This window comes from Renibacterium salmoninarum ATCC 33209, from assembly GCF_000018885.1.
GTDB classification, from domain to species: Bacteria; Actinomycetota; Actinomycetes; order Actinomycetales; family Micrococcaceae; genus Renibacterium; species Renibacterium salmoninarum.
This window is the reverse complement of the sequence record NC_010168.1, coordinates 2,779,143-2,804,593: the sequence shown is the minus strand read 5'-3', so window position 1 is coordinate 2,804,593 and position 25,451 is coordinate 2,779,143. Positions and strand designations below refer to the sequence as shown.

The window sequence follows — 25,451 nt, the reverse complement described above, 5'->3', positions numbered from 1 at the left end:
CGTTCGATTCGATTCCAGTGCTGCTCATGAAGTACTCCTTACGGCGTGACGACATCGTCAAGGTCGGGGTTACCGGCCAGTAATGATACAAGATAGCAAAGATTGTTTCATGCTACCTCTGCTGTTTTTGAACTTGCAAGAGTTTGACGGAAATTAGTACTTGGATCTCTTAGTGAATCTCGGTTAGAAAAGCCTCGCCGCCGCGATGTTCGGGTTCTCCAACTCAAGCAGCGCCCGCTTTCGCTCTAGGCCGCCGGCGAAGCCAGTAAGGCTGCCATCGCTGCCGAGTACGCGATGGCAACCCACCAGGATCGAGAGTGGATTATGGCCTACTGCTCGGCCCACCGCTTGGGCGAGCTTTTTATTGCCCAGCTTTTCCGCCAGCTCGCCGTACGTTGTGGTGCTGCCGAAAAGTAGAGCGCGCAATAGCGACCAAACTTGCTCCTCCAATTCGCTGCCCTCAGTTGCGGTTGGTACATCGAAAGCGACGCGTTCACCGCGCAAATATTCGTTCAGCTGAGATTGTGCGCTGTGTAATAAATCGTCGTCTTCGGCGGCAATTCTCGGACCGAAATCTGGCTTACGGGGCAGGGTCCAATGCCCTGGAAAGTAAAGGCCGACGACGGCGCTCCCCTCAGCGACAATCGTGATCTCGCCAAGCGAGGTGGCAACAACTGCGTGTCGTTTTGGTGCCCTGAGGCAATCCGACGTTTGGGTTTCCATCTGTTCAGTCTGCCAGGACAACGCCCTAGCTGCTAGCGGAAATCGGACATCTATGCTGAGCTTCGACTACTTCTTAGCGTTGCCCGATATTAGACTCTTGACGGCTTTGATCTCGGGTGAAAAAGCATAGGTGTTGTTGCCCTCCACAGTGACTAGCCATTTGCCGCACAGGACCGTTGCGTTCTTCTCGATCTCTACTGGCCACCAATCGGCGGTCAGGCTCGGAGCGTCCGCGGAAAAATCCTCGGCCTTCTGTGAGCTTTCGGCATCGTCCCCACACAGTGCAGTTTTTCCGGCTGGAATCGTGGTGCAGCTGCTCGGCGGGGTTCCGTTTTTCATGGTGATAATTCGCTCAGAACCGGTGGTTCGAATGACTTCTTTGATATCGGTTGCGGAGTCAGGAATCCAGCTCGGAAGGACCTTTTGCTTCTTCCCGTCAGCGCAGGTACTGAAGGACTTCGTTTCACGTTTGTCATTTTCGTTGCCGTTCGCGCCGATAGTGCAGGCGGACAGAGAGACGGCAGTTACGCTGGCGAGGGCTAGGAACGTAATGGTCTTTTTCATACTTCAACGTTATTTTTGCGGCACCGCTTTTACATCCAGCCCCGGGCGGATAAGCCCTCCAACCAGGGTCTTATGCCGCAACTCACAATCAGCGAGCTCGGCGTTCCCAAAAGACTGCGTGTAGTACCAATGTCCCGAGCGCGCCCAGAAAAGCCATGATCATGAAAAGCGCTATATAAGGCGAAAGCACCGCGAACCAAGGCCGTTGATCGATGGTTGCTGGCGGGACAACGTTGTAAGCGCCGATGTAACTGTAGCCAGAGCCCATGAATCCAAGCAGGGTGAAGATCGCGGAGATGCCAGAGAGCACCCAGAGCGAAATTAGCCATGGATTGATGCGGCGGGCTGCCGGCAGTTCCGCAGCCAGTTCTTCAAAGTCGACGGCGACTCCGCTGTCATCGATTTCCGAAATATGAATTTTTTCAGACACTATTTGCGGCCCTTCGTCGTTGTTCCCAAACTAATGCGTGCAAAGCTATGGTGCCGAAGAGCAAGATCGGCGCGACGGTCAGAAAGGTGTAACCGAATTGGCCAAAGATGATGAACCAAGGCACTTCAGGCGCCGAGCCATAAGGGGTCGACGGATAGGAAAATCCGGAACCAAGCGTATTGGCGACTACGCCGAGAACTGCTAGCGCAATGGCGAGTCCGCTGAGAATCCAGGCAACTATGAGCCAAGGATTGTACGAGTATCGCGGAGCGTCTGCGGGCTCAGTTGCTGGATCGACGCTGCGGCCCGTGATCTGGCCGTACGCATCTACTTCGTGAATTTCGACGTCGTCGTGTGACTGGGGCATGCATTCCTCCTTGGCAGCGTCGCCTGAGCCCAGCATAGATGCGTAGCATGGCCCTATGACGGAACGAGCATTGATTACGGGCGCCACAGCAGGTCTTGGTGCGGAATTTGCGCAACAATTGGCACAAAGCCAGGTCAACTTGGTGTTGGTGGCCAGAGATGCCGCCCAACTTGAGGTCAAAGCCGTTCGGCTGCGCCAGGAATTTGGCATTGAGGTAGAGACCATCTCGGCCGATCTGCTGACCGAGCCGGGCATTGCCGCCGTCGTCGAACGTTTAGAAGATGCTGAGCAGCCAGTGAGTTTGCTGATCAACAATGCCGGCTTTGGCCTAACCAAGCCTTTTGATCAAAACACCATTGAAGAAGAATCTGCGCATCTTCAGCTGCACGTAAAAACTCCGATGACGCTGATGCATGCAGCGCTTCCGGGTATGTTGGCGCGAAAGCACGGCAGGATCATCAATATTGCCAGTGTGGCGGGCTTTGTGCCGCGTGCTACCTACGGAGCGTGCAAGGCTTGGCTGATTAGTTTTAGCCGCTGGGCGAACGTGAACTACGGCGACCGAGGAGTCTCAGTGACCGCCGTATGTCCAGGGTTTGTGCATACCGAATTTCACCAACGAATGAACGCATCCACAAGCGGAATCCCCACGTCCATGTGGCTCAATGCAGACCAAGTGGTCCGCGAAGGTTTGGCCGATTCATTAGCGCGGAAATCGGTGAGCATTACTTCGGTCAAATACAAGGTCGTAGTTTTTCTCACCAAAATCTTGCCGGATAGGCTCAATCTTTTGGCCGGTAAACGCGGCCGCTAGTCGGCGGATTTAGCCTAGAAATATGCGCGAAATTGTGTATTCTGGGTTGATGGGAACATTAATTTACGGCTGATTCTGGCCCACTTGCCAATCAGATCCGATCAGGCTTGTTGAGGCTCTGCCTCCAAGCGATGCGGTTCTGCACCTTCACTGAATAGACGCTTTTGGCGTCCCCTCAACGAGCCTCCAAATTTTCGCGAAGGAACAATAATGCCCCCTATGAAGACCATAAAACTGACCAAAATCCGGTTAACCAGACTCAACCCGAAATTCGCTTTGCCGCGTCGGTTGAATCCAAACTAAGCGATGCCGCCAAAGCATCGTTGGCTAGGAAACAAGCGCTAGCTGGCCAATCCGGTGCACCCGGACGAGCCAACGGGCACAAGCCAACACACTCAACCGAGATTTGTGGCTTCGTGGAGCTCGACGAGGGTCCCGGCGCAGTCCAATTCCAGCACCGTGATCTGATTGCTGCCGGCGCTAAGCAGCGCAGCTGGTACATAGAGCGTGCTTTGCGGCCCGCGTTCCCAGTAGCGGCCAAGCAAAAAGCCATTTACCCAGACAAAGCCCTTTGCAAATCCCGGTAAGGCGAGGTGGGTATCCAGCGGCTCCGCGAGATTGAGCGTGGCGGAGAAGAAGCCAGGACCTGCCGGCTGGCGATCCGTTGGATTGGCGAAGCGCTGCAAGTCTGGCAGTTCGACGTCCACAAGTGGCACCGGCGTATTTTGCCAGCCAAAGGTCAGCCGCTGATTGATCAGCAGACCGCCCAAAATACCTTTACCTTGGCCCAAAAGGTGGCCGTAGTTAATTCGACCTTGGTTTTCGACCAGAATCTCGACGACGGCGCGCTCACCGGTTCCAGTCAAAACCAACGGCTCGTGAACCGTTGCCTCGAAGACGCCGACGCGCTCGCCGTCAATAAAGACGATGGCTCGGTCATGTAACTCGGCGATACGAAGCTTGAACTCTCCGCGCGGCAGGATTGGTTGCGCCCGGTACAGCACAAGGCCCTCTGGGCAATCGAGTTCTTCAAAGCTCAGTGGCGTCTTGCTGGGTTTAGCTGAGAATTCGCGCAATGCTTCAAGGAGTCCTAGTCCCGGAGTCAGAGAGAGATTCTGCGCGGGCAACACACGGTTTGGCTCCGTCAGCGAGCCCAATTCGGGTAGCTCGGCATATTGGCCAAAGAGCTCGCGAATAGCGTGAAATTTCGGCGTCAATCGACCGTCTTCGCCGATCGGCGCGTCCGAGTCGTAGCTGGTTACGGTGGGTTGAAGTACGCCGTCGTAATTGGCGCCAGAAGTGAGGCCGAAATTACTGCAGCCGTGCGCCATGTATAAGCAGATTGATCCGCAGCCGTCGAGGATTTGTTTGACCTCTAGTGCAGCCTCGGCAGGATCGCGGCGATGGTGCTCTTCGCCCCAATGGTCAAACCAGCCATTCCAGAATTCGGCGGCAATGAAATGCTCGCCCGGTCTGCGGTGCTGCCAAGTTTCAATCGCCTCAGCACCTCGACTACCCAGGGTGCCGGTGGCGAGCATCGGTTCTGCGGCATCGGTGGGCAGCGCGCCGCCGTCCAAATAAAAATCGTTGCCACCGTCAGCGCTAAAAATAAGCTCGGTAACACCGCGCTCCGCTAATGCTTGCCTGGTCCAAGCGACGTATTCGAGATCATCGCCGTAGCTGCCATATTCGTTTTCCGCTTGGAAAGCGACGATTGGTCCACCGTTGCTGGCCTGCAACGGTGTTAACAAAGGTAGTAACGTGTCGAACCATTGCGACACGGCAGCTTGATAGGCCGGATCGGTACTGCGCAATGTAAGGCCGGTCTTTCCGGTGAGCCATGCCGGGAAACCACCGTTATCCCATTCCGCGCAAATATACGGGCCGGGGCGCACCATCACATCTAGACCGTGCTCACCAGCCATTTCGATAAATCGCACCAGATCGCGCCAATCACTGAAATCGGCCTGGTCAGTTGCGCGACGCTGATGAAAGTTCCAGGCAACATAGGTGTCCAGAGTGTTAGCACCCAGCGCCTTCAAGCGGTCTAGCCGGTTACCCCACTGCGAAGGATGCACCCGAAAATAATGGATCGCGCCGCCTAAGAGTCGGTGTTCGGATCCATTTCGGAAGAGTTTTCCGTCAGCAAAGGTCAAGGTCTGTTTCGCAGAAGGCATGGTTCCGATGCTAGTCGGAGCAGACGACGACGGCGAGATCGCCCACATTCTGGAACCTCGCCGTCATCGTATTTGGTTAATCTACTCGTTGGGGTTTTCGCACGGCTTGCCGTCTGAAGCGGCGTAGGTAATGATTCCCCAAACGAACTTTCCTATGTAATGGTCGCCTGGGGAGAGGCAAACGAGCGTCTTGCCGCCGCCCAGGCCGGGAGGTGATCCGGGGTCGATAATTGAAGTGATTGAAACCCAGGTATTAGTGCCATTGTCGCTGCAATTATTGTAGTAAGCGATCAGTCCCTCGAGATGGTATCCGCACTGTGCAGCCGCTACTGCTTGCTGGTTTTCTGTCACGGCCTGCGCGGGTGCAGCTATCCCCAGGGTTGTCCCTAGAATGAGCAAGCTAGCCAAGCAAGCCCCAAGAAACTTCGAGGTCTTCGTTGATCGGAATCGAACTGACATTGTTCTCCCTTGATCGTCTCGCGTTGAATGGAATCGGCTGTTAGACGCTCGGTGCCTTGACCGTGGGTACGCCTTCGGCTGGGGTGGGCGGTTCGAAGGTTTCATCGAAGGGCATCTGGTTAAGATCCAGATCCGGGTTTTCATCTTGCCCGGCAACCAGCTCGCGAGCTTCCTGTGCGGTGTCTACGCTGGGCATCGAGCCGGGTAATGGAAGCCCGGCAGATTCGCGCAGGAAGAAGATCGCCACTGCACCAAGGGCCGAAGTTGCCATGAGATAGAACGCCGGCATCAAGTCGTTATTCGTCAGCTTGAGTAATCCCGTAATAATAAACGGGGCAGTGCCGCCGAAGATAGCTACCGAAAAATTGTAAGCGATCCCCATTCCGCCATAGCGACTTGAAGTGGGGAACAACGTGGGTAATGAAGAGGCTAGGTTCGCTACGTAAAACGTTACTGGGAAAGCAATCATTGCTAGGCCCAGCAGGGTCGACCAGATCTAGCCAACGCCGATCAACATGAATGCTGGCAGCGAAAGTACGATAGTCGAGCCAGCTCCAATCCAGAGAACCGGTCGGCGTCCTATTTTGTCAGATAGCCGTCCAGTGAGCGGACTGCAGACGCTCATAATGAGCAGGATCGGAATGGTTAGAATTGTTCCATGTAATTCGTCGTAGCCCTTCGACTGCGTCAAATACGTTGGCATATAGGTAGTCAGTGCATAGCCAACCGTATTAGCGGCGGCAACCAAGATCATGGCCAGAATGATCTGGCGCCAATAGGCCTTCACTAGGCTCAGAGGACTTTTGGCTGCAGCATCTTGCGCTTGCGCGTCTTGATTGGTTTTCCGCAGCATCGAGAGTTGCCTGGAATTGCGGAGACTCTTCGATCTTGAGCCGGAAGTAGATGGCAATCAAGCCGAGCGGGCCGGCGATCAAGAACGGCAGCCTCCAACCCCACTCCTCCATAACGGACTGGCCCAAGGTCAATTGCAAAACCGAAACCAGAATTGCTCCAATTGCGAAGCCAAAGTAGCTACCCATATCAAGGAAGCTTGCAAAGAATCCGCGACGTTTATCGGAGGCATATTCGCTCACAAAAGTTGTGGCACCTGCGTATTCTCCACCCGTAGAGAATCCCTGGACTAACTTCACAAAGACCAACATCACGCAGCCCCAAATTCCAACTGTCGCGTAACCCGGAACTAGGCCCAAGGCGAAGGTGGAGGCGGCCATGATGATCAAAGTCGCCGCGAGAACTTTTTGCCTACCAATTTTGTCCCCGAGCCAACCAAAGAAGATTCCACCTATAAGGTCGCGCGATGAAGGTTGCAGCGAAGGTTCCTAGGAGGAACAAGCTTTGAACTGAGGTATCAGCTTCGGGCAAAAATGCCGGACCCATAGTAGTGATTAGGTATCCGTAGACACCCACGTCGTACCACTCCATGGTGTTTCCAACCACGGTGCCACCCAGGGCTCTTTTGAGCATCGGCTTATTGACGACATTGACGTCGTCGACGGCAAGGCGGCGCTTTTTGAGCCGCGGAACGCGACGTTGTTTGACGTTTTTTCCTGCGTTCGCTCCGGTGCCACCTCCCCGAGGGTTCGCCTCTTCGGGCGGTGTCATCGTGCTGCTGTCTGTGGGCATTTGGGCGTCTCCTGGGGAGGTCATTTGCTTGCGACTTTTTGCCGTACTGCACCAGGTTGCCCCCGGGCAGGCCTTCAATTTTAGTCCTTTTGCCGTTTCTTGCCTGGAAATAGGCGGAATTTGGCTCGCTGAGGCAACATTGATCACGCTGCATCGCAGTGCTGGCCTACTCAGATTGGTCGTTACCGTATCGTTACTTTTCACGTCCAGTTTGGGGTATTTTCGGCAGCACAGGAGGCACATAGACTAGACAAAATGCGACCTAAAAATACCGAAAGACTTCGATTCCGAGAGATGTCCGACAGCGACCTGGACGCGATGGCAGCATTGCTTGGAGACCCAGCGGTGATGACCTATTACCCGGCACCCAAAACGCGCGCGGAAGCGCAAAGCTGGATCGATTGGAACAAGCGAAATTACGCTGAGTATGGATTTGGGCTCTGGGTCATAGAAACACTCGACGGCGAATTTGTGGGCGACTGCGGGCTAACTTGGCAGATCGTTGAAGACGTCCGAGATTTGGAGGTCGGTTATCAGGTTCGAGCCGAGCTGCAGGGTAACGGCTACGCCACTGAAGCGGCCATCGCCTGTGTGGACCTAGCGCGCAGCTTGGGTTATGGACGATTGACCGCCAATATCGACGCCAAAAATATTCCATCGCAACGAGTAGCCGCCAAGGCTGGCTTACCGTTTGAGAAGAAAGCGCGGCATCGCGACGGCAAAGAGCTAGTGATTCAGGCCGTCGCGCTTTGACATTTTTCTAGGCATCGCAGCGAAGAGTATTTCCCACAGAGCGGCCCTGCTCGGTGGGAAAAACTAGTTCTTCCCACCGAGCCGAGCGTCTGCGGGGGATATCCCGGCGGGCTTTTAGGCGTCGTGATCCGTCTCTAGGATTCTGACTAGGGCATCCAAGGCCTGCTCCGCGCCGTCGCCCTCGGCCCGCAGTACCACTCGATCGCCGTGCGAAGCGCCGAGCCCCATCAAGGACAAGATGCTGGCCGCATCCAGCGCATCCTCGGCGGGCGTGCCCTCGGCGGCAATGGTCACTTCAACCGGAAAATCGGCGGCGGCCTCCGCGAAAATCGCGGCGGGGCGGGCATGCAGGCCAACTCGGCTGGCCATGGTGGCGGTACGTTCAGTCATGATCTCTCCTACAGTCCAAGTTCTTCAAGGATGGCCAAATGGGCACGGGCAGCCGATTTTGCCGCCGCTGCGCTTTCTTGTTTGAGTGCGTCAGCGGCAATTTCGGCCGCTAGCGCCTGGCTGACATTTTTCAGTACCGCGGCAACAGCAGGGATCGCGCGCGCCGTCATCGACAAGGTGCCTACGCCCAGCCCAACGAGGACCACAGCGAGTGCTGGATCCGCCGCTGCTTCGCCACAAACTCCCACTGCTTTGCTGGTGGCATTTGTGGTCGTCGCGATCAGTGATAGCACGGCGGGCTACCATGGATCGTTTAGTTCGGCGAGCGGGCCCAGCTGACGGTCGGCGGCCATGGTGTATTGGGTGAGGTCGTTGGTGCCTAGGCTGGCAAAATCTACGTATTCCATAATGTGCCGGGTATTGAGCGCAGCGGCGGGCACCTCGATCATGACACCGGCAGTTTTCAGGCCGGCAGCCAGGCAAAGTTCGGCGAAACGAGCCGCTTCTGAAGGCACTGAGATCATTGGGGCCATCACCCAGACCTCGGCGGTCGATTGCTCTGCAGCGCTCGCGATGGCAGAGAGTTGGCGCTCCAGCACGCCCGGGAGCGCGGCTTTGCCGGGATAGTGTTCGGTCCGATAACCGCGGACGCCGAGCGCTGGATTAGGCTCTTCCGAGTTCGTCAGGAAGGGGAGCGGTTTATCTGCGCCAGCGTCTAGGGTCCGGACTACTGCCTTTTTGCCAGGAAAGGCGGCAAAGACGTTTTTATAGGCTTCAGCTTGTTCTTGGACTGAAGGTTCTGAGTCTCGTTCCAAGAACAAGAACTCAGTGCGGAAAAGTCCGATGCCTTCAGCCGCTGCTGCGGCAGCCGCAACAGCATCCGCGGCATTGCCAACATTGGCCAATAACGGTACGGCTGTTCCGTCCGCTAAAGTGCCAGTGCCACTGAAAGTGGCTATTTGTGATGCCTGCAATACCCAGTTTTCCGCTGCCTTCTTCTGCGCCTCGGTAATTTCTGTGCTGAGTACGCCGGCTGCGCCGTCCACATACACTTCGGTGCCATCTAGCACGCTAGTCACGCCTGAGGCGGCGACGACGGCGGGTAAGCCCAAAGCTCGGGCGATGATTGCGGTATGCGATTGTGGCCCGCCGTTGGCAGTGACCAGCGCCCATACTTTTGCTGGATCGAGGGTTGCCGTGTCAGCTGGCGCGAGGTCCTCAGCAACCAGGATGAACGGGGTTTCGGACTCTGGAATTCCTGGCGCGGTGATGCCGCGAAGCTCGGCGACAATTCGAGCGCGCACATCGTAGACGTCGTGCGCGCGCTCAGCCATGTAGCCACCCAGTTGCAACAGCATGGCCGCGACGCCTTCAGCCGCTTCCCAAACTGCACGCTCAGCGGACAGCCCCGCATCGATCTTTTTAGCTGCGGCCTTGATCAGCATTGGATCCGCAGCCATCAAAGCGGTGGCCTCTAAAACGGCCTTGCCATCTCCACTTGCCGCTGTGGCGCGTTCGCGAAGAGCTGCCTGAACCGCAGCTGCCGCCGTCTTCAGCCAAAATTTCGCCGGCCGAAGGTGCGCTAATTGCGGGCGGCATTTGCCTCACCGGACCAACGATTCGACCGGGACTAACGCCCACGCCAGTAAATGTACTCATTGAAACCCCCTCAAGCAGCCACGGTAGCAGCTGCGGGTTTTTTGGCCACGAAGCGCTTCAGCGCCAAGACTGCGAATGCGCTGACTACCGCGCCAATCAAAACGGCAACTAGGAATAGCAGCGCTGGATTGATGGCAAAGAAGACGAAGATTCCGCCGTGCGGAGCTTGCGATGTAACGCCCCAGGCCATGGTTAATGCGCCAGTGAGCGCTCCGCCCAGCATCGACGCCGGAATGACTCGGAGCGGATCAGCAGCTGCAAACGGGATAGCTCCTTCAGAGATAAAGGAGAACCCCGGTAAGACTGCGGTCTTACCGTTTTCGCGCTCAACTGCGGAGAAACGTTTCCGATCGATGAAGGTAGCCAAAGCCATCGCAAGCGGCGGTACCATCCCGGCCGCCATTACTGCGGCCATGATCAGCCACGGACCCTGGTTCACAGCTGAACCAGCGCCCAGGCCAGCGACGGCAAATGAGTAGGCAACTTTGTTGACAGGGCCGCCCAAGTCGAAGCACATCATCAAGCCCAAAATGATCCCGAGAAGCACGGCAGAGACGCCAGTCATGCCGGAAAGCCAGTCGTTGAGTGCTTTGGTGAGTGCGGCAATGGGCCAACCAAGTACCAGGAACATCAAGCCGGAGGCGCCAATTGAGGCGATGAGCGGAATGATGACTACCGGCATCAGGCCCCGTAACCAACGGGGAGCATTGAAGCTGCCTAGCCACCACGCGATGACGCCGGCTAAAAGTCCGCCAGCTAGCCCGCCGATAAAGCCTGCGCCCATCAGCACCGCCACCGCGCCAGCGGCGAAGCCTGGCGCAATTCCGGGCCGGTCGGCAATTCCATAAGCGATGTAACCGGCTAATGCGGGCACTAAGAAGCTCATGGATGCGCCGCCAATGGCGAAGGCGACCGCGCCAAGGTAGGTGCCTAAGCCGCCGTCGGGAAGGTTCCAAAGACTGTTGTTCAGCGCGATTTTGTTGGCCACGCCAGCAATTTCGTAACCGCCAAGCAAAAAGCCCAGGGCAATCAGCAACCCGCCTGCCGCAACGAACGGGATCATATAGCTCACCCCGGTCAGCAGGACCCGTTTAATCTTTTGGCCGAAGTGCTCGTTTTGGTCGGTGCTCTCAACCGAGCTATTACCTGCCGTGACTCTTGCTGCGCCTGGGTTTTTGGCGGCTTTGCGTGCTTCTTGAATAAGTTCTTGTGGCTCGTCTATACCGCGTTTTACCGGCACGTTGATCACTGGTTTGCCAGCGAAACGAGCTTTGTCCCGAACATCTACATCAACCGCAAAGATCACCGTATCTGCGGCCTTGATGACCGCCGGGTCCAGTGGCTTAGCTCCAGAGGACCCCTGCGTTTCAACCTGTAAATCGACCCCGGCCTCTTTAGCCGCAGCGAGCAATGAACCAGCGGCCATATAGGTGTGAGCGATGCCGGTGGGGCAGGCTGTGACGGCTACCAGCTTGGGCGTATTCGTTTCGTGGTGCTGTGATGTATTGGCAGCGGGTTCACCTGCGCCCGGCGAAATAGCTTGATTTACAAGCGCCACGATCTCTTCTGGTGTGCTGGCGGAGCGCAATGCCGCGGTGAAATCCTTGCGCACCAGCGCTCTAGCGAGGGCAGAGAGTAGTTTCAAATGTGTCTGATTTGCGCCGGACGGTGCCGCGATTAAGAAGATCAAATCTGCAGCACCGTCTTTCGCCCCAAAGTCCACGCCCTAAGTAAGCCGAGCCATAGCTAATGTGGGTGCCAAAACCGCTACCGAGCGGCAATGTGGGATGGCAATTCCGCCAGGCACTCCGGTGCTGGTCTTTTGCTCGCGAGTCCAAGCGTCGGCAAACAATCCCTCGCCATCGCTTGCCCGGCCGGCAGCAAAGATCCGTTCTGCCAGGGAGCGAATCACCTGTTCCGGTGTACTGCCAATAGCTGTATCAAGGCTGACCAACGCGGTGCTGATGAGTTCGCTCATGAATTTTCTTTCGATGTGAGTGCGATGACGGTAATGCTGTCCGGTTGGGTCTGGACCAGCGCCGGAACGGAGGAGCCTGGAAGTGCGGCTGCCGCTGCGCCGTGCGCCACGGCTTGTTGTACGCAACGTTGTTCCGGCTCATTTTGAACTTGGGCGAGCAAATAGCCAGCTAACGCAGAATCACCCGCACCAACGGTGCTTCGGGCGACAACTTTCGGGCTTTGCGCAAACCAGGCACCCTGCGGCGAGGCTAAAACCGCACCTTTGGCGCCGAGGGTTACTAACACCGCACCCACTCCGGCAGCGACTAAATCCTGGGCGATTTGGGCTGCCAACTCTGGATTGGCTTCTAACTGTGAAGCATCGGCTCCCGTCAGCTCGGCTAGTTCTTCGGAGTTCGGCTTGATCAAATCGGGCTGGGCCTTGACCGCTTCAGCAAAAGGGGCGCCGGAAGAGTCCACGGCGATTAATGGCGCTTGTGCGCCCAATTCCTGCCGCACGACGCGTATCAGCTGTGCGTAAAAATCGTTCGCCACCCCGGGCGGTAGCGACCCAGCTAAAACCAGCCAATCTGCTTCCCGGGCATGCTGCACGGTAAGTGAAATCAAGTCGGCTTGCTGCTGCAAATTGAGCGTTGGCCCGGGCTCATTAACCTTGGTGGTTGTACCGTCGGGCTCAGTAATCGTGACGTTTGAACGAAGCGCTGCGCTAATCGGCAATCCGAGATGTGCAATGCCTTGACTGCGCAATGCGACAAGTACCGCATCCTCCGCTGAGCCGGGCAAAAGAGCCAAGCAATCGACGTCGGACGCGGTCAGGGCGCGAGCGATATTGACTCCTTTGCCGCCTGGCTGTTGTTGCGCGGCCGCTGCGCGCTGCACTTCGCCGCGAGCTAAGGGCATACCGAGCTCAATAGTCCGGTCCAAACTGGGATTCGGTGTGAGGGTTACGATCATGCGATCAGCACATCCACGCTGGCATGAGCTAGAGCAGTTGCTAATTCTGGCTCGGGTGCGGCATCGGTGATCAGCACATCTATCGCATCTAGCGCGGCAAATCTAACCAGGCTTTGTTGATCGAGTTTCGAAGAGTCCACTAACGCAACCACCAGGTGCGCAGAGTGGACCATGGCTGCTTTGACTGCTGCTTCTAATGAGTCCGGCGTGCTTAAGCCGAATTCACTATCAACGCCGTTTGCGCCAATGAAGGCGATATCTGGTCGCAATCCATCAAGCTGGTTTGTTACCGATCCGCCTACAGCTGAGCTAGTCAGCCCGCGAACCCGGCCGCCTAAGATTTCCACATTGAGTGCTGAGTTACTAACTAGCCGATGCGCAATGGGGATTGCATTAGTGATGACAAGGAGTTCTCGTGCGGCGGCCGATGGCGCCCAACTGGCTAGGCCCTCAGCAAACATCTCGGTGGCGGTTCCCGCATCGAGAATAATTGACGCAGTGCTAGAGGCGGGCAGAAAATCCAAAGCAGCATTGGCAATTCGGCGTTTTTCATCTTGGTTTTGACTTTGCCGCTCATTCAGGCTGGGCTCCACCATACTCAGCCGGTCCAAGGCGATTGCGCCGCCATGAACTCGACGGAGTTTCCCGGCGGACTCTAGCAAGTCAAGATCGCGTCGAACTGTTTCCTGGGTGACGTCGAAGAGCTCGGCAAGTTCCTGAACGCTGACGCGACCGTCGCTTGCGGCCAATCCGGCGATCCGTTCGTGCCTTTCGTGGGCAAACACGCTAGTCCTCTGAATCCTCGGTGATGCGAGTCACATCAATGTTGGTTTAAATGACGTTATCTGTGTTTATCTTTGAAAGTCAATAAGGCCATAACGCAATAGAGGGGCGTAGCCAATATTGGCTACGCCCCTCACGCTGAGGAATTACTTGATCTCGTACGGGTCTCCGTAGACCTTCCACTTCAATGGTGTGTGCAGATCGTAGTTGCCTTCGTTGAGGAACTTTAGCTGCGCGTCGTCCACGCGTGAAGTATCTGAATGTGCATTTTCTTGCTTCATGATTTTCTTCCGCGCAGTGGCGAAGGCTTGCAGATAGGTCTTCTCGTCGCCACCCTGCGCCGGTGTCTTCGCGTTCTTCATGGCCGATTTCCTGATGCCACCGAAGGAGTCGGATGAGTCGCCGGGGCCGTGCATGAAAATTGCGTCGTAATACATGAATTGACCCAGATTGCTCAATCCGTCCGACTTACCTTGGCTGACCGCGGGGTTGAAATACATACTGTCTCGCAATTTGTCTTGTTCCTTGAGGAACACGGAGTCTTTAGCTGCCTGATGCCAAGCGTCAACGTATTTCTGGCCCAGTCCTTCGTGAGATTTTGTGCCGTTGACTTTGCGGAGTACCGGCAGGAAAGGCTTGAGGACGTTGTTGTCTGGCTTGGTATTTGCATAGTTTTGCACCAGCTCGAGCATGTCTCCGGTGCCCGAGGTGAAGCCGATTATGCCTCCGGTGTAGCCGCGGTCGTCATCGATGTCTTCGATGTAGCCGTACTGGGCTTTCCAATCTAGGGAGGAGTTTTCTGCGCTGCACACAAGTTGCATCGCGATTTCCTTTTTGGCCGGAGCGGACAGGTCGCCCGTGCTTGCGGCCGAAACTGCCGTGATTGCTGGGGCTAAAGAGGATACTGCGTTGGCTTGTGCTGCTGTTCCAGCTATCGCGCCGGAGGCGATCAGGAGGCCGCCGACTGCAACGGCGACCGTTCGAGTACGTAGATTTGGCACTGGGGCTCCTAATTCGAGAAGAGATAAAACTTTTCTGCGAGTATTGCGTGCCGCGCCCCCTGCTTGCGGTCTTATGCAAGACAGTTTCACTTTATTTGCAGTTTATTGTCAAGGTTTTGCAGAAACTTTCAGGTTTTGTTCAATTTGTTGCCGCCAAGATTCGAGGATTTCAGCAAAGCCAATGCCCTCAATCAGCTCAAATTTAACTTCGGCACTCAGTGCAGCAAAGACAGCCCAGGTAGCTGAATAGCTTGAGATGGTGAGCTCGCAACTCTCGTGAGCCACCTCGGTGAGTTGCGCCCATGCACCTAATCGATCGCGAATTTCACGACCAGAGGCGTGAAGCAAAATGTGGTAATTATTCGGGCCAGAGATCGTGCCGCTTAGGCTGTTTTGCACGAATTCTGCGGCGTTAAGCGCGGGTATCTTTCTACTGCGGAACCGTTCGGCAGTATTTTTCGGCTCGCGTAGCCGGTCCAGGCGGAAGCTTAGCCAATCATGGCGGGTTAGATCATAAGCCACTAAATACCAGCGCTGGCCGACGGCGACCAGCCGGCGCGGTTCCACATGGCGTTCGGTTTGCTCACCATTATGAGCTGTGTAGGAAAAGTCGAGCCGTTCTTCATCTCGGCAGGCTTGCGCAATAGTGGTGAGCACGGTAGCGTCCACGACCGGGCCGGGAGCCGATCCTGAAGGCACCGTGGCAAGCTGTAGTGCTTCCACGCGGCGCCTTAACCTAGCAGGCATTACCTGGATAACCTTTGCCAAAGCACTGATCGAGGCCTCTTCGATTCCGTTGATTGCACCCTGTGCGGCCAGGCGCAGCCCGATCGTCAGCGCGACTGCCTCTTCGTCGTCGACCACTAATGGTGGTAGCGACGCGCCAGCCGCTAGCTGATAGCCGCCGTCAGTGCCGCGACGAGCCTCAACGGGGTAGCCAAGTTCCCGAAGCCGCTCAACGTCGCGTCGGAGTGTGCGAAGCGAGACCTCCAGCTTTTCGGCCAAATCATTGCCTGGCCAGAAACGATGATGCTGCAGAAGCGAAAGCAATTCGGAGCGTTCGCGAGCTGGTATTTGCCATGGGGTAAGTATTTCTTATCTTTAGGTCAAAAAATGACCGGATCTTCCTCCCCACACAAAAACGCCGTCTGCGGGGAGGAACCAGCGCGCCCCACATTTGCCGTGCTTCAGTGGGGCACGGCCTCCGCAATGGTTGCCAATGCTCTGTGCACTAAGTTCAAGAATTCTTCGGGGCTGTGGACTACTTGCGCGTAGCCAACCCGAAGTACCGGGATCCCTGATGTGGTGTACGCATTGAATCGACGCAGATCTTCATTAAATGCGGCCGCGGAAAGGTGAAATTCGCGACCCATCAGCTCCAACGCTAGGACGCCATTGATGCACTGATCCATTCGGCCCATTCCCGGTAAATAGACCTGAGAAGTCACTACGAAGCCGGCATTTTCAAGATGGTATCTAGATGCGACTTCAAGCGCAGACTCTGCATGTAGGTCGACTCTCGCCACAATGGCGCGAGTTCGCGCTAAGCGGGAACCACGAATGCGGATCAGCAATTCGGCGAGATTTATCTCCTTCTTCCGGACCGCAGAGGTCAAGGTAACTAGTGCGTCGAGCTCGGGTGCACACTTGAGGACTTGGATCATGACGTCCAAAGCGGAAAGCGGTAGCCGACTTCGGTTTTTGACAAAGTCGATAGTCTGGCCGCCGTGATCGACCGAAATATGCGGCGTTTTTGGCGGGTTCAACACCCACCACCCTCGCTCATTTGCCGCAGTCAGGCAGGCGGGCTCGCCCCCAGATTCATGCATTTTGATTCGGAGCGGGCTTACCGTTGGCAAGCCATAAACGCCGCGCGCATATCTAATGACCTCTCCCGAATCTAGGGCGCGGCGGAGCACCCTGCCAGTGACGCCGTCTTGGGCTAGCCGCTTCCACCTTGCGCAACCGCCATTGATTAGTAGAACTTCAGTCACATTTGCCATGTCTGAAGTTTGACCACGGGAAGCTGAGATCCAGACTAGAGCTTTCGATACACGAAACCATGTGAGGTATTTGCTACTTGGCGCTTTTGTGGAGGAGTACAGCCACGTTTTCGTAGCGGACACTCCTGGCCCGCTATCAGCTCTCAAAATTGGGGAGAACCCGTTATGCCCCACGAAATCTGTGCTGGTAGTGGGGAGGAACGGTCAGAAAAAATCAACCAGAAAGTGACGGCTCATCCTTGGTAGATAAGGTAATTACCGCTTCTTCGATGTAGCGAAGGTTTTCCAACTCGCGCTCCAACCGACGTAATCGAATTGCGACGTCGTCTTCGTCTTCATTGCCCACCATATCTACCGCAGCAACGACGTAAAGCTTGCTTGGCCCGACGAATTCCAGATGGATGTAAGTTACTCGATCAATTTCTGGCCGCTGCAATAGCAGCCCAACTGCGAGTTTTTCGGTTTCTGGGCTCAGCGATTGGCCGATCAAGAAACGGTGATTTCGGTCGATGAGCACCACGGCGACTACCGCCAACAGCACGCCGACGGCGATCGAGCCAGGTGCGTCTGGGATGGGCGAGCCCGTCAGCTGGTGTAAAAAGATGCCCAAGAACGCGATGAGCAAGCCAATCAATGCCGCCGCGTCCTCAGCAAATACGGCGCGCAGGGTGGGATTCGAACTCTTGGCGACGTGCTCCAAAGTACTCGTGTTGAGCGCTTTCGCCGTCTTGCAGGCCTGCCGGTACGCCTGGCTAAACGAGATTCCTTCCAGCACGAACGAGACTGCCAAGACAATTATAGGCAATCAAGAAATCGCTAGCCGGCTCCGGGCTGAACAACTCCTGGACTCCGTGCATTATTGAAACGACTGCACCGGCAGTGAATAAGCCAAAGGCTGCGAACATCGACCAGACGTAGGCCTCGCGCCCGTAGCCCATTGGCTGCCGAGCATCCCTTGGTTTCTGCGATCGGCGGTCCGCGACGAGCAAAAATATCTCATTACCTGCATCGGCCCAGGAGTGTGCCGCCTCAGCAGTCATTGAGGCCGAGCTGGTTAACGCCGCAGCTATGGACTTCGCGATCGCAATTACTAGGTTTGCGGCAAAGGCCAGGATCACCGTGAAGGTGCTTTCCTTCCCGGTGTCATCGTCACTACCAGCTAAGGCAATCACTTTGGATAGTGTCGGTGCGCCGTCAGGTTCGGTGCCGGGTGTCTGCTCGTTCATTGCTCCTCCAAAGCTGCCGACACCCAATTCGCTCTGGCTAGGTTCGCTGGGAATAGCGTATGCCTCTGGGCCGGATTGCGTCGTAGGCTGGATCCATGCTCAATGCACTCTGGTCCAAGCCCGAGTCTGAACGTGTTGGAACCCCCTTATTGGTGATGCTGCACGGATACGGCTCAGATGAGAATTCGATGGCGACGCGGTTCGCGGCGATGCCGCCGAGTTTCACTTGTGCTGCGATTCGTGGGCCCTTCGATATGGACCAGATGTATGGCTGGTTTTTGTTGGACTATTTCCTGAACAATGACTTTGCCGATGTGGTTACGGCAGCGAACAAGGTCTTTGCCTGGCTTGATGCAGAAATGGCTACTTTCAATTTCAGCAGCGTGAGCTTACTGGGACATTCTCAAGGAATGGGAATGGCTAGCACCCTGTTGCGATTGCGCCCGGACTACTTTGCCGCCGTCGTCGGACTATCCGGGTTTGTCTTGGACAATGATCTTCTTGCCGCACTTGAGCCGCTTAAGTCCAAAAAACCGTTCTTCTGGGCTAGGGATGAAGCTGACTTGGTCATAAACCCGGATGCGGTTGAATTTACCAAGGAATGGCTAGCGCAAAATACCTTGTTGAACGAAGAGCTTTATGAAGGTATGGGGCACCCAACGGGGGCAGCGGCGCTGATTGACGCAAGTTCATTTTTAACTGTTCATCTGCCGTTCAAACCCACGTCATAGCGGGAATTTGCAAAAATCAATTCAATATATAAAATTCTGAAATGGTCATTTGGTCCCGCTGGGGAATTTTAGTTGTGCTCTGCGTTATTCTCGGCATGCTGCCGACTTTGGCACTTGGCGGTGCTTTGAACGCTGGACGAGGCAAAACTCCGGCAATGCTGATTGGCATTGGGCTCATTGTGAGCGGAGTTCTGACCTTCCTTTTCGCAAAATTCTTGCTGCCTAAAATGGATAAACCGCGACCGGTGACCATCAATCAGCAACTGGCTCAACCGTACGTTAACGAACACGGCGTCACCATGACGCAGCAGACCGTACAAGCAGTGGACCCAAATACCGGGCGGCCCGTTTTTTACGCGCCAAAATCAACCTTGTTCTTCATTCCAGTAATGATTGGGGCTTATATTCTTCCGGCACTGGGATTGATCTTCGTCGTCGTAGGCTTGATATCTGCCAAATAGGCAGTTCCAACAGGGCGCCCCGCGTCGCCTAAGCTGGATGCATGGCAAAAAGCAGGTCGAATCAGGCAGTTAAAATCGCCGCGGACGCAGTCTTTACTGCCGACGGACAAGCTAAACCTGCCCTGCAATCAGCTTTGCAAAAGGCAGTGGAGAGTCAACGTCCCGTAGTGCAAGCCAATTTACGGCGGTTGCGGAGAAAGTTTCCGCATGCTTCCCCGGCTGAACTGTCGCTCAAGCTGGATCGCGAGTTCATCAACACGGTGACTGGGTCCGGAGCCGCGATTGGCGCTACGGCAATAATTCCTGGCATCGGCACCATTGCTTCGCTGGGCATCTCTGCTGCCGCCACCGTGATCTTTATGGAAGCCACGGCGTTGTATGCGCTTTCGATTGCGGAGTTACACGGCGTCCATTTGCAGGATCCGGAACGCGCCCGCACCGCGGTAATGGCGATTATGCTCGGCGAAGAGGGAACTGCTTTGATGCAGTCCTTCGCAGGTCACGCGTTAGGACGAGGTGCCAGCCCCGTCAGTGCCTGGGGCTCGGCTCTGACTAAAAATGTGCCAGCAAGCGCGATGAAAATGGTTGGCAACCGAATCCAAAAGATGTTCATCAAACGTATGGTGCTCAATCAGGGCAGTGCGATGCTTGGGCGGTTAGTTCCTTTCGGTATCGGGGCCGTGATTGGCGGAGCTGGGAATCTGATGATGGGCCGGTCAGTTGTGCGTGCGACCAAAATTGCTTTTGGCCCGCCACCGCTGGTCCTGACCGGAAACCTTGCGCTACCACCTGGCCCGCGCCCGTCATTGACCGGGCCGCTCAAAGCGATCACGGCAAAACTGCCGGGGCGAAAAAGGCTGACGATGTCTGAGCTACGCGTTGATCTGAACAGCGATTTAGGTGAGTCATTCGGCTCTTGGCCAATGGGCGACGACGACGCGCTGCTTGCGATGGTTACCAGCGCCAACGTGGCCTGTGGCTTCCATGCTGGCGATCCGATCATGATGTTGCGCACAGCGCGGACGGCCATTGAGCGCAGTGTGGCTGTGGGCGCGCACCCCGCTTATCGAGATCTAGCCGGGTTTGGACGCAGAACGATGGACGTTTCTGCCGAGGAACTTTATGGCGATGTTTTGTATCAGTTGTCCGCATTAGATGGAATTCTGCGCAGCGTGGGCGGAGAGCTGGCCTACGTAAAACCGCACGGAGCGCTGTACAACCGGATTGTTGTTGACGCTATTCAGGCGCAAGCGGTGGCTTCCGCTGTTCGGGATTTTCGGCAAAGCCTACCGATATTAGGCTTACCGGGATCGCAGATCGAGTCAGTTTGTCTGGCCGCAGACGTTCCCTTTTTCCGTGAGGCATTTGTTGACCGTGTTTACATGCCGGATGGCAGCTTGGTGCCGCGAAATCAGCCGGGTGCCGTATTGCACGATGTTCCGGCTATTGCGGACCGCGCGGTTCGGCTGGTCGCAGACGGCGTGGTTGAGGCAATAGACGGATCCTTAGTCCAGCTTCAGCCGGATTCACTCTGCGTGCATGGCGATACGCCAGGGGCGGTAACGATGGCGGAGAGCGTCCGAGCCGCACTTGAATCAGCAGGGGTGCAACTTGTCCGGTTCAACTGAAATGCTGCTACTGCCGTGTGGCGATTCTGCGGTACTAGCTGAGCTCCCGGACTTGCAAGCAGTTTTGGCGCTTTACCGCGCGTTATCGTCTTTCCCGCAGGGCGTGCTCGATGTGGTGCCAGCTGCTCGCACCATCTTGATCACCTTTTATCCGGAACGCGTTGCGCAAGCTGAAATTGTTCGGTGGATTGAATCGGCGGACCCAGTAGCTCAAGTTGCTAAAGACGGTCCTGAAATCATTATCGATGTACATTACGACGGCCCAGACTTGGCAGAAGTGGCGCAGTATCTTTCACTTTCTGTTGCTGAGGTGATCCAGTTGCATTCCTCCTCAAGTTGGACGGCAGCCTTTACCGGTTTTGCGCCAGGATTTTCCTATCTGGTGACTGACCACGAGCGGTTGCGGGTGCCGCGTCGAAACACGCCCCGTACGTCGATTCCGGCCGGTTCGGTGGCCTTAGCGGGCGAATTTAGCGCTATTTATCCAACGTCTTCACCGGCAGGATGGCAACTGATTGGCCGGACTTCCGCGCAGCTTTGGGATGCTGGGAATTCGAGTAATCCGGCTTTGATCACCCCAGGTGCCACCGTGCGCTTTCGGGCGCTATGAGCCTAAGGATTATTAGTCCGGGTCCGCTTGCGCTGATCCAAGATTCAGGGCGACCGGGTGCGGCTTCTTGGGGGCTTGGCCCGGGTGGGGCTCTGGATAAAGCTGCATTGACTGCGGCAAATCAACTAGTTGGAAACCTTGATACGGACGCCGGGCTGGAAATTCTGATCGGCAGTTTTATCGCTGAGTTCAATCAGCCGGCGGAGATTGCGGTGACTGGCGCGCATGGATCGGTGCTGCTCGATGGGGTAGCGGTGCCGATGAATACTGCAATTTCAGCACGCGCGGGCTCGAAGCTTTCGCTAGCTGTTGCCGATGCCGGCCTTCGGTATTATCTTGCTGTTTCGGGGGAGTGCTTGCCGAGCTGTTGGCCGGATCGCGATCGCGAGATGTACTAGCGGGGATGGGACCAGCGCCTTTGCAAGCTGGCGATGTGATTTCGTCGGGGGAGCCCAACTCAACGGTGGTAACAGGGTCTTCTTTGTTCCGTGATCCGCCGATGCCAGACCGACCGATCTCGCTTCGAATTACTCCCGGACCGAGGCTCGATTGGTTTGCGCCCGGATCGTGGCAAGCCTTGGCCAGGAAGTCGTGGACGGTGACTGCCGATAGCAATCGGATTGGCGTACGCCTCTCCGGGCAGCCGCTAAAGTTTGCCCGGCATGACCAGTTACCCAGCGAAGGCATGGTGACCGGGGCACTACAGGTGCCGCCGTCGGGCTTGCCGACGATCTTCTTGGCCGATCGCCCGGTCACCGGCGGCTACCCGGTGATCGCCGTCGTCCGTCACACAGATCTAAACCTCCTGGCGCAAGCCGGCCCTGGCCAGCAGATTCGGTTCCTTATTTAGCCGAAATTTAGCCGAAGGCCAGATTAGCCAGCGTGAAAATCAGCAAACCAGCCAGCGCGCCAACAACCGTACCGTTGATCCGGATGTACTCCAGATCCTTGCCTACCTGAAGCTCGATCTTGTTCGATGCCTCCTGCGCGTCCCAGCGTTCCACGGTGTCAGTGATGATCGAGGCGATATCGTGCCGATAATTGCGAACCGCATAGGCCGCCGCTCCAGTGATCCAGCCATTGACCTTTGCCGCAAGCTCAGTATCGTCGACAAGCCGAGTACCGAATTCACGAATCACCGCGACGAACTTCTTCCGAAGTTCGCTTTCCGGATCGTCGACGGCGGTAAGCAAGGCCTGTTTTACCGTGTCCCGCGTGCGCCCGGCGAGTTCGCGCACACGCGGTGAATCGAGTACCTGGGCTTTGATCTCTTCAGCGCGCTCGATCATCGCCGGATCGTGTTGCAAGTCATCAGCAAGTTTAAAAAGATACTCATCTAGTGCCTGACGCACCTGGTGATTTTGGTCGCATTGAACTGCGCGCACAAACTTGAGCGCTTCGTTATAGACGCGATCACCCACCAAATCATCGACAAAGCCGGGCACCCACGACGGCGAGCGGTCGGAAACAATTCGAGTCATCGCTTGTTGGTTGTTTTGCACCCAATCGACTGCGCGGTCGACTAAGAGGTCAACCAGTTTCCGGTGATGGCCGTCATGAAATACCTGCCCGGCCAAGCGACCAATCGGCGGCCCCCATGGTGGTGCAAGCAAATATTGCTGGACCATCGACTCGATCACATCGCGCACGTCGTCGTCGCGCATTACTTCCATGGCACCTTTGATTGCCACGGCACCCTCAGAGGCAAGGCGTTCCGCCGAAGCTGGCTTCAAGAGCCAGCTACCCAGCCGATGCGCCACATTGAGAGAGGTTAGCTTCTCTCGGATCACCGATTCGGAGAGAAAATTGCTTTCCACAAAGTCGCCAAGGCTAGCCCCAATCGCGTCTTTGCGCGTGGGAATGATGGCAGTGTGCGGAATCTTGAGGCCAAGGGGATACCTGAACAGCGCGGTAACTGCGAACCAGTCAGCGAGTGCGCCGACCATGGCGCCCTCGGCGGCGGCACGAACGTACTCCAGCCATGGGTATTGGCGCTGCAACCAAAATGAGAAAACAAAGACGATTGCGGCCACAATGAGCAAGCTCAAGGCAAGCGTCTTCATGCGCCGCAGCGCGCGCCGCTTTTCATCGTCCTTTTCGGTCAACACGTCCCCCACAAGCGGCTCCATACCGTAAGCCTAGGTTAAGTCGGGCTTCACAACGTCCAGCTAATCTGGAGGAATGAATCTCATCTATGCTCACCGCGGATCGAGCGCCCAGTATGCCGAGCACACTCGTGCCGCATATTTACAAGCAATTTCTGATGGTGCCGACGGTGTTTAATGCGATGTACACCTGACCGCAGATCAAAAAGTTGTGCTGTTACACGATTCCACTGTGGACCGAACCTCAAATGGCACCGGCGCGGTCGCTGAGCATGCTCTGGCGCAACTGCGTGAGCTGGATTTCAGATCCTGGAAGGGCGTTGATGTTCCTGATGAGTAAGGCGCCCCATCACAACAATTTCTGACCTTGGATGAACTAGTAGACATTTTGCTCGCGGCGGGGCGGCCGATCGGACTGGCTATTGAGTTCAAACATTCGAACCCCTTTGGTGATGACCTGGAAGAGCGCACCTTAAAGTTGTTGTTGCGCCGCGGTTGGTTGTCGCAGAGCTCAACTTTGGCCAATATCCAGATCTCCTTCATGAGTTTTGATTCCGGTGCAATGCGCTACCTCTCACGCACCGTGCCAGCAGCGCACTTATGCCAGCTGATCGCGGAGGTGGACGTAGCGGAAGTCCTTAAGGAGCTGGGTCTAGGCGCATTGGCTGCCGCTGGGGCTGCCGCCGCAATGCAACTTGCCATGGATGACGGTGTTCGGTTGCTCAATGATGGTTCCGCCGGTCTTGCGGGTCCGGGAGTGGCGTACTTACGTGCGCAGCCGGCGCAAGCTCAGCAGTGGCTAGACGCCGGACGAAGTTTCCGGGTGTGGACCGTGGACGAAAAAGCGGGCCTAGAGCTGTGCATCGAGTTCGGCGTCCAGGAAGTAACTACGAATAGACCTGCCGAAATCCGGGCGTTGTTGGATTCAAACCGCCGTTGAGGAGCTGGGGGCTTGTGCAACGGGAAGTCCGGGCAAGACCATATTTTTCAAGACCGATGCTGCGCTGGAAGTTTCCAATGCTTCGCGAACCGATTCAAGCCCAAAGTGACCGCTGACTAAAATATCCAGGTTTACTAGACCGCGCTCGACCAGACTGATCGCAGTTGGCCAGGTATTGGCGTAACGGAAAACGCCGGTCACGGTGAGTTCTCGGTTCTGAATGGTGGATACCGGTAGCGGATACTCATCCGCGCCCATGCCAATGAGAACCGCTCGACCTAGTGGAGCAAGGCTTCGAATTCCGGCTTGAACCGCGGCGGCGGCGCCGGAAGCATCAAAGAACACATCAAAATTTGGTTCAGCGGAGAGGTCGACGGCGCGCGGGTCGTACACCGAGGTCGCGCCCAGTTTCTCGGCGAGGTTCAGCCTGCCAGCGTCGAGGTCGGTTACCACGATCTCAGCGGCTCCGTAGGCTTTAGCTACTTGAACTAGAACCAGCCCGATAGGCCCGGCTCCTGAGAGCAGAACCCGGTCGCCAACCGTCAGCGCGGCCTTTCGCGCGGCAGCGACAGCTACCGAAAGGGGCTCAAGAAGTGACGCGGCATCATCGCTCAACGAATCCGGCACTAAATGGGCGAAATGCGACTGAATGATGACGTATTCCGCAAACGCGCCATCAACCGGAGGCGTGGCATAAAACGCCATCTGCGGATCTAGATTGTAGTGTCCGGCAAGCGTCTGAGCTGAATGGAGTTGCGGACGCTGCGGCTCGATGGAGACTCGTTGGCTAATTCGGGAGACTGCGACCGCACTGCCAACGGCAACGATAGTTCCAGCAGCCTCGTGACCGAGCACGATTGGCGAATCCACGACGAAATTCGCTATCCGGCCCTCACGAAAATAATGCACATCTGAGGCGCAAATTCCAACCGAAGAAACCTTTATCAGCACTTCGTCAGCTGACGGCAGGGGGACGGGCCGCTGCTCCAGCACAATTGCTAACTCCGTAGTCAGCACACTGGCGGTCATCACGGTCGGCAGGTCATTTT

Annotated in this window: 24 protein-coding genes and 5 pseudogenes; 8 read left to right on the top strand and 21 right to left on the bottom strand. The window is 56.2% G+C overall.

What is annotated here, in order from left to right:
- Positions 1 to 183 precede the first annotated feature (183 nt).
- The 4 genes from RSAL33209_RS13870 to RSAL33209_RS13855 all read right to left on the bottom strand — a co-directional run bounded on the left by RSAL33209_RS13870 (position 184) and on the right by RSAL33209_RS13855 (position 2,084).
- A complete protein-coding gene (locus RSAL33209_RS13870) occupies positions 184 to 723 on the bottom strand; it encodes a methylated-DNA--[protein]-cysteine S-methyltransferase (RefSeq protein WP_041684837.1) in 540 nt (179 codons plus the stop codon).
- Positions 724 to 789: 66 nt separating this feature from the next.
- Positions 790 to 1,287: a hypothetical protein gene (locus RSAL33209_RS13865; RefSeq protein ID WP_012246515.1), complete on the bottom strand. Its 498-nt coding sequence runs from the start codon at positions 1,285 to 1,287 to the stop codon at positions 790 to 792.
- A gap of 88 nt (positions 1,288 to 1,375) precedes the next feature.
- Entirely contained in the window at positions 1,376 to 1,717 is a 342-nt protein-coding gene (locus RSAL33209_RS13860) for a hypothetical protein (RefSeq protein WP_012246514.1), read from the bottom strand.
- Entirely contained in the window at positions 1,710 to 2,084 is a 375-nt protein-coding gene (locus RSAL33209_RS13855; RefSeq protein WP_012246513.1) for a hypothetical protein, read from the bottom strand. The genes RSAL33209_RS13860 and RSAL33209_RS13855 overlap by 8 nt, the downstream gene beginning before the upstream one ends.
- Before the next feature lie 55 nt (positions 2,085 to 2,139).
- On the opposite strand from RSAL33209_RS13855, the gene RSAL33209_RS13850 reads away from it, so the two are divergent.
- Positions 2,140 to 2,898 carry an SDR family NAD(P)-dependent oxidoreductase gene (locus tag RSAL33209_RS13850; RefSeq protein WP_012246512.1) on the top strand — a complete coding sequence of 253 codons (759 nt, stop codon included), beginning with the start codon at positions 2,140 to 2,142 and terminating at the stop codon, positions 2,896 to 2,898.
- A gap of 395 nt (positions 2,899 to 3,293) precedes the next feature.
- Here RSAL33209_RS13850 and RSAL33209_RS13845 read toward each other — a convergent pair whose 3' ends face one another.
- From RSAL33209_RS13845 to RSAL33209_RS18970, 5 genes and pseudogenes are all read right to left on the bottom strand, one after another.
- A complete protein-coding gene (locus tag RSAL33209_RS13845; RefSeq protein WP_041684835.1) occupies positions 3,294 to 5,075 on the bottom strand; it encodes a glycoside hydrolase family 35 protein in 1,782 nt (593 codons plus the stop codon).
- Positions 5,076 to 5,156: 81 nt separating this feature from the next.
- Positions 5,157 to 5,534, bottom strand: a complete 378-nt coding sequence (locus tag RSAL33209_RS13840; RefSeq protein ID WP_041684834.1) for a DUF6355 family natural product biosynthesis protein — start codon at positions 5,532 to 5,534, stop codon at positions 5,157 to 5,159.
- Between the two features lie 40 nt (positions 5,535 to 5,574).
- A complete protein-coding gene (locus RSAL33209_RS18980; protein ID WP_233496563.1) occupies positions 5,575 to 5,916 on the bottom strand; it encodes a hypothetical protein in 342 nt (113 codons plus the stop codon).
- Between the two features lie 114 nt (positions 5,917 to 6,030).
- Positions 6,031 to 6,805, bottom strand: a pseudogene (locus tag RSAL33209_RS18975) (MFS transporter).
- Positions 6,798 to 7,178, bottom strand: a complete 381-nt coding sequence (locus RSAL33209_RS18970; RefSeq protein ID WP_233494217.1) for a hypothetical protein — start codon at positions 7,176 to 7,178, stop codon at positions 6,798 to 6,800. The pseudogene RSAL33209_RS18975 and the gene RSAL33209_RS18970 overlap by 8 nt, the downstream one beginning before the upstream one ends.
- Before the next feature lie 255 nt (positions 7,179 to 7,433).
- On the opposite strand from RSAL33209_RS18970, the gene RSAL33209_RS13830 reads away from it, so the two are divergent.
- The gene (locus RSAL33209_RS13830; protein WP_012246507.1) at positions 7,434 to 7,931 is read left to right on the top strand and encodes a GNAT family N-acetyltransferase; all 498 of its coding nucleotides are present in this window, start codon (positions 7,434 to 7,436) and stop codon (positions 7,929 to 7,931) included.
- A gap of 114 nt (positions 7,932 to 8,045) precedes the next feature.
- On the opposite strand, the gene RSAL33209_RS13825 is transcribed toward RSAL33209_RS13830, so the two are convergent.
- The 10 genes and pseudogenes from RSAL33209_RS13825 to RSAL33209_RS19815 form a co-directional block, all read right to left on the bottom strand.
- Positions 8,046 to 8,321 (bottom strand): HPr family phosphocarrier protein, encoded by a 276-nt coding sequence (locus RSAL33209_RS13825; protein WP_012246506.1) that lies wholly within the window; start codon positions 8,319 to 8,321, stop codon positions 8,046 to 8,048.
- An 8-nt stretch (positions 8,322 to 8,329) separates the two neighbouring features.
- Positions 8,330 to 9,980: pseudogene (locus RSAL33209_RS13820) on the bottom strand (phosphoenolpyruvate--protein phosphotransferase).
- Between the two features lie 10 nt (positions 9,981 to 9,990).
- Positions 9,991 to 11,958 (bottom strand): annotated as a pseudogene (locus RSAL33209_RS13815) (PTS fructose transporter subunit IIABC).
- The gene (locus RSAL33209_RS13810) at positions 11,955 to 12,914 is read right to left on the bottom strand and encodes a 1-phosphofructokinase family hexose kinase (RefSeq protein ID WP_012246501.1); all 960 of its coding nucleotides are present in this window, start codon (positions 12,912 to 12,914) and stop codon (positions 11,955 to 11,957) included. The pseudogene RSAL33209_RS13815 and the gene RSAL33209_RS13810 overlap by 4 nt, the downstream one beginning before the upstream one ends.
- Positions 12,911 to 13,699, bottom strand: a complete 789-nt coding sequence (locus RSAL33209_RS13805; RefSeq protein WP_012246500.1) for a DeoR/GlpR family DNA-binding transcription regulator — start codon at positions 13,697 to 13,699, stop codon at positions 12,911 to 12,913. Before RSAL33209_RS13805 ends, RSAL33209_RS13810 begins: the two co-directional genes overlap by 4 nt.
- 144 nt (positions 13,700 to 13,843) lie before the next feature.
- Positions 13,844 to 14,698, bottom strand: a complete 855-nt coding sequence (locus RSAL33209_RS13800; RefSeq protein ID WP_041684833.1) for a chitosanase — start codon at positions 14,696 to 14,698, stop codon at positions 13,844 to 13,846.
- A 108-nt stretch (positions 14,699 to 14,806) separates the two neighbouring features.
- On the bottom strand, positions 14,807 to 15,703 hold the full coding sequence (locus RSAL33209_RS13795) for a helix-turn-helix transcriptional regulator (protein ID WP_233494215.1): 897 nt from the start codon (positions 15,701 to 15,703) through the stop codon (positions 14,807 to 14,809).
- A 182-nt stretch (positions 15,704 to 15,885) separates the two neighbouring features.
- The gene (locus tag RSAL33209_RS13790; protein WP_041684832.1) at positions 15,886 to 16,701 is read right to left on the bottom strand and encodes a type IV toxin-antitoxin system AbiEi family antitoxin domain-containing protein; all 816 of its coding nucleotides are present in this window, start codon (positions 16,699 to 16,701) and stop codon (positions 15,886 to 15,888) included.
- A 214-nt stretch (positions 16,702 to 16,915) separates the two neighbouring features.
- Positions 16,916 to 17,491 (bottom strand): cation efflux transmembrane domain-containing protein, encoded by a 576-nt coding sequence (locus RSAL33209_RS19820; RefSeq protein WP_325050065.1) that lies wholly within the window; start codon positions 17,489 to 17,491, stop codon positions 16,916 to 16,918.
- Entirely contained in the window at positions 17,454 to 17,927 is a 474-nt protein-coding gene (locus tag RSAL33209_RS19815) for a cation diffusion facilitator family transporter (RefSeq protein WP_325050064.1), read from the bottom strand. Before RSAL33209_RS19815 ends, RSAL33209_RS19820 begins: the two co-directional genes overlap by 38 nt.
- Positions 17,928 to 18,022: 95 nt before the next feature.
- On the opposite strand from RSAL33209_RS19815, the gene RSAL33209_RS13780 reads away from it, so the two are divergent.
- The 5 genes and pseudogenes from RSAL33209_RS13780 (at position 18,023) to RSAL33209_RS20120 (ending at position 22,207) form a co-directional block, all read left to right on the top strand.
- Positions 18,023 to 18,658: an alpha/beta hydrolase gene (locus RSAL33209_RS13780; protein ID WP_012246494.1), complete on the top strand. Its 636-nt coding sequence runs from the start codon at positions 18,023 to 18,025 to the stop codon at positions 18,656 to 18,658.
- 41 nt (positions 18,659 to 18,699) lie between these two features.
- A complete protein-coding gene (locus RSAL33209_RS13775; RefSeq protein ID WP_012246493.1) occupies positions 18,700 to 19,119 on the top strand; it encodes a hypothetical protein in 420 nt (139 codons plus the stop codon).
- Positions 19,120 to 19,982: 863 nt separating this feature from the next.
- The gene (locus RSAL33209_RS13765; protein WP_041685838.1) at positions 19,983 to 20,747 is read left to right on the top strand and encodes a LamB/YcsF family protein; all 765 of its coding nucleotides are present in this window, start codon (positions 19,983 to 19,985) and stop codon (positions 20,745 to 20,747) included.
- Entirely contained in the window at positions 20,731 to 21,357 is a 627-nt protein-coding gene (locus RSAL33209_RS13760; RefSeq protein WP_233494214.1) for a 5-oxoprolinase subunit B family protein, read from the top strand. Before RSAL33209_RS13765 ends, RSAL33209_RS13760 begins: the two co-directional genes overlap by 17 nt.
- A pseudogene (locus RSAL33209_RS20120) lies at positions 21,354 to 22,207 on the top strand (5-oxoprolinase subunit C family protein). Before RSAL33209_RS13760 ends, RSAL33209_RS20120 begins: the two are co-directional and overlap by 4 nt.
- Before the next feature lie 7 nt (positions 22,208 to 22,214).
- Here the strand turns inward: RSAL33209_RS20120 and RSAL33209_RS13750 are convergent.
- Entirely contained in the window at positions 22,215 to 23,486 is a 1,272-nt protein-coding gene (locus RSAL33209_RS13750; protein WP_012246488.1) for a DUF445 domain-containing protein, read from the bottom strand.
- 52 nt (positions 23,487 to 23,538) lie between these two features.
- Here RSAL33209_RS13750 and RSAL33209_RS13745 point away from each other — a divergent pair.
- Positions 23,539 to 24,402: pseudogene (locus RSAL33209_RS13745) on the top strand (glycerophosphodiester phosphodiesterase family protein).
- On the opposite strand, the gene RSAL33209_RS13740 reads toward RSAL33209_RS13745, so the two are convergent.
- Positions 24,388 to 25,431, bottom strand: a complete 1,044-nt coding sequence (locus RSAL33209_RS13740; RefSeq protein ID WP_049759005.1) for an NAD(P)-dependent alcohol dehydrogenase — start codon at positions 25,429 to 25,431, stop codon at positions 24,388 to 24,390. The pseudogene RSAL33209_RS13745 and the gene RSAL33209_RS13740 sit on opposite strands and share 15 nt — an antisense overlap.
- Positions 25,432 to 25,451: the final 20 nt, after the last annotated feature.

Bases quoted from the DNA above. Each gene is read 5' to 3' on its own strand.
- RSAL33209_RS19815 (WP_325050064.1), bottom strand. From the start codon at position 17,927: ATGAACGAGCAGACACCCGGCACCGAACCTGACGGCGCACCGACACTA.
- RSAL33209_RS18970 (WP_233494217.1), bottom strand. From the start codon at position 7,178: ATGCCCACAGACAGCAGCACGATGACACCGCCCGAAGAGGCGAACCCT.
- RSAL33209_RS13840 (WP_041684834.1), bottom strand. From the start codon at position 5,534: ATGTCAGTTCGATTCCGATCAACGAAGACCTCGAAGTTTCTTGGGGCT.
- RSAL33209_RS13765 (WP_041685838.1), top strand. From the start codon at position 19,983: ATGTCTGAGCTACGCGTTGATCTGAACAGCGATTTAGGTGAGTCATTC.
- RSAL33209_RS13870 (WP_041684837.1), bottom strand. From the start codon at position 723: ATGGAAACCCAAACGTCGGATTGCCTCAGGGCACCAAAACGACACGCA.
- RSAL33209_RS13825 (WP_012246506.1), bottom strand. From the start codon at position 8,321: ATGACTGAACGTACCGCCACCATGGCCAGCCGAGTTGGCCTGCATGCC.
- RSAL33209_RS13830 (WP_012246507.1), top strand. From the start codon at position 7,434: ATGCGACCTAAAAATACCGAAAGACTTCGATTCCGAGAGATGTCCGAC.
- RSAL33209_RS13810 (WP_012246501.1), bottom strand. From the start codon at position 12,914: ATGATCGTAACCCTCACACCGAATCCCAGTTTGGACCGGACTATTGAG.
- RSAL33209_RS13750 (WP_012246488.1), bottom strand. From the start codon at position 23,486: ATGGAGCCGCTTGTGGGGGACGTGTTGACCGAAAAGGACGATGAAAAG.
- RSAL33209_RS13850 (WP_012246512.1), top strand. From the start codon at position 2,140: ATGACGGAACGAGCATTGATTACGGGCGCCACAGCAGGTCTTGGTGCG.
- RSAL33209_RS13790 (WP_041684832.1), bottom strand. From the start codon at position 16,701: ATGGCAAATGTGACTGAAGTTCTACTAATCAATGGCGGTTGCGCAAGG.
- RSAL33209_RS13775 (WP_012246493.1), top strand. From the start codon at position 18,700: ATGGTCATTTGGTCCCGCTGGGGAATTTTAGTTGTGCTCTGCGTTATT.
- RSAL33209_RS13740 (WP_049759005.1), bottom strand. From the start codon at position 25,431: ATGACCGCCAGTGTGCTGACTACGGAGTTAGCAATTGTGCTGGAGCAG.
- RSAL33209_RS18980 (WP_233496563.1), bottom strand. From the start codon at position 5,916: ATGGGGATCGCTTACAATTTTTCGGTAGCTATCTTCGGCGGCACTGCC.
- RSAL33209_RS13855 (WP_012246513.1), bottom strand. From the start codon at position 2,084: ATGCCCCAGTCACACGACGACGTCGAAATTCACGAAGTAGATGCGTAC.
- RSAL33209_RS13845 (WP_041684835.1), bottom strand. From the start codon at position 5,075: ATGCCTTCTGCGAAACAGACCTTGACCTTTGCTGACGGAAAACTCTTC.
- RSAL33209_RS13780 (WP_012246494.1), top strand. From the start codon at position 18,023: ATGCTCAATGCACTCTGGTCCAAGCCCGAGTCTGAACGTGTTGGAACC.
- RSAL33209_RS13865 (WP_012246515.1), bottom strand. From the start codon at position 1,287: ATGAAAAAGACCATTACGTTCCTAGCCCTCGCCAGCGTAACTGCCGTC.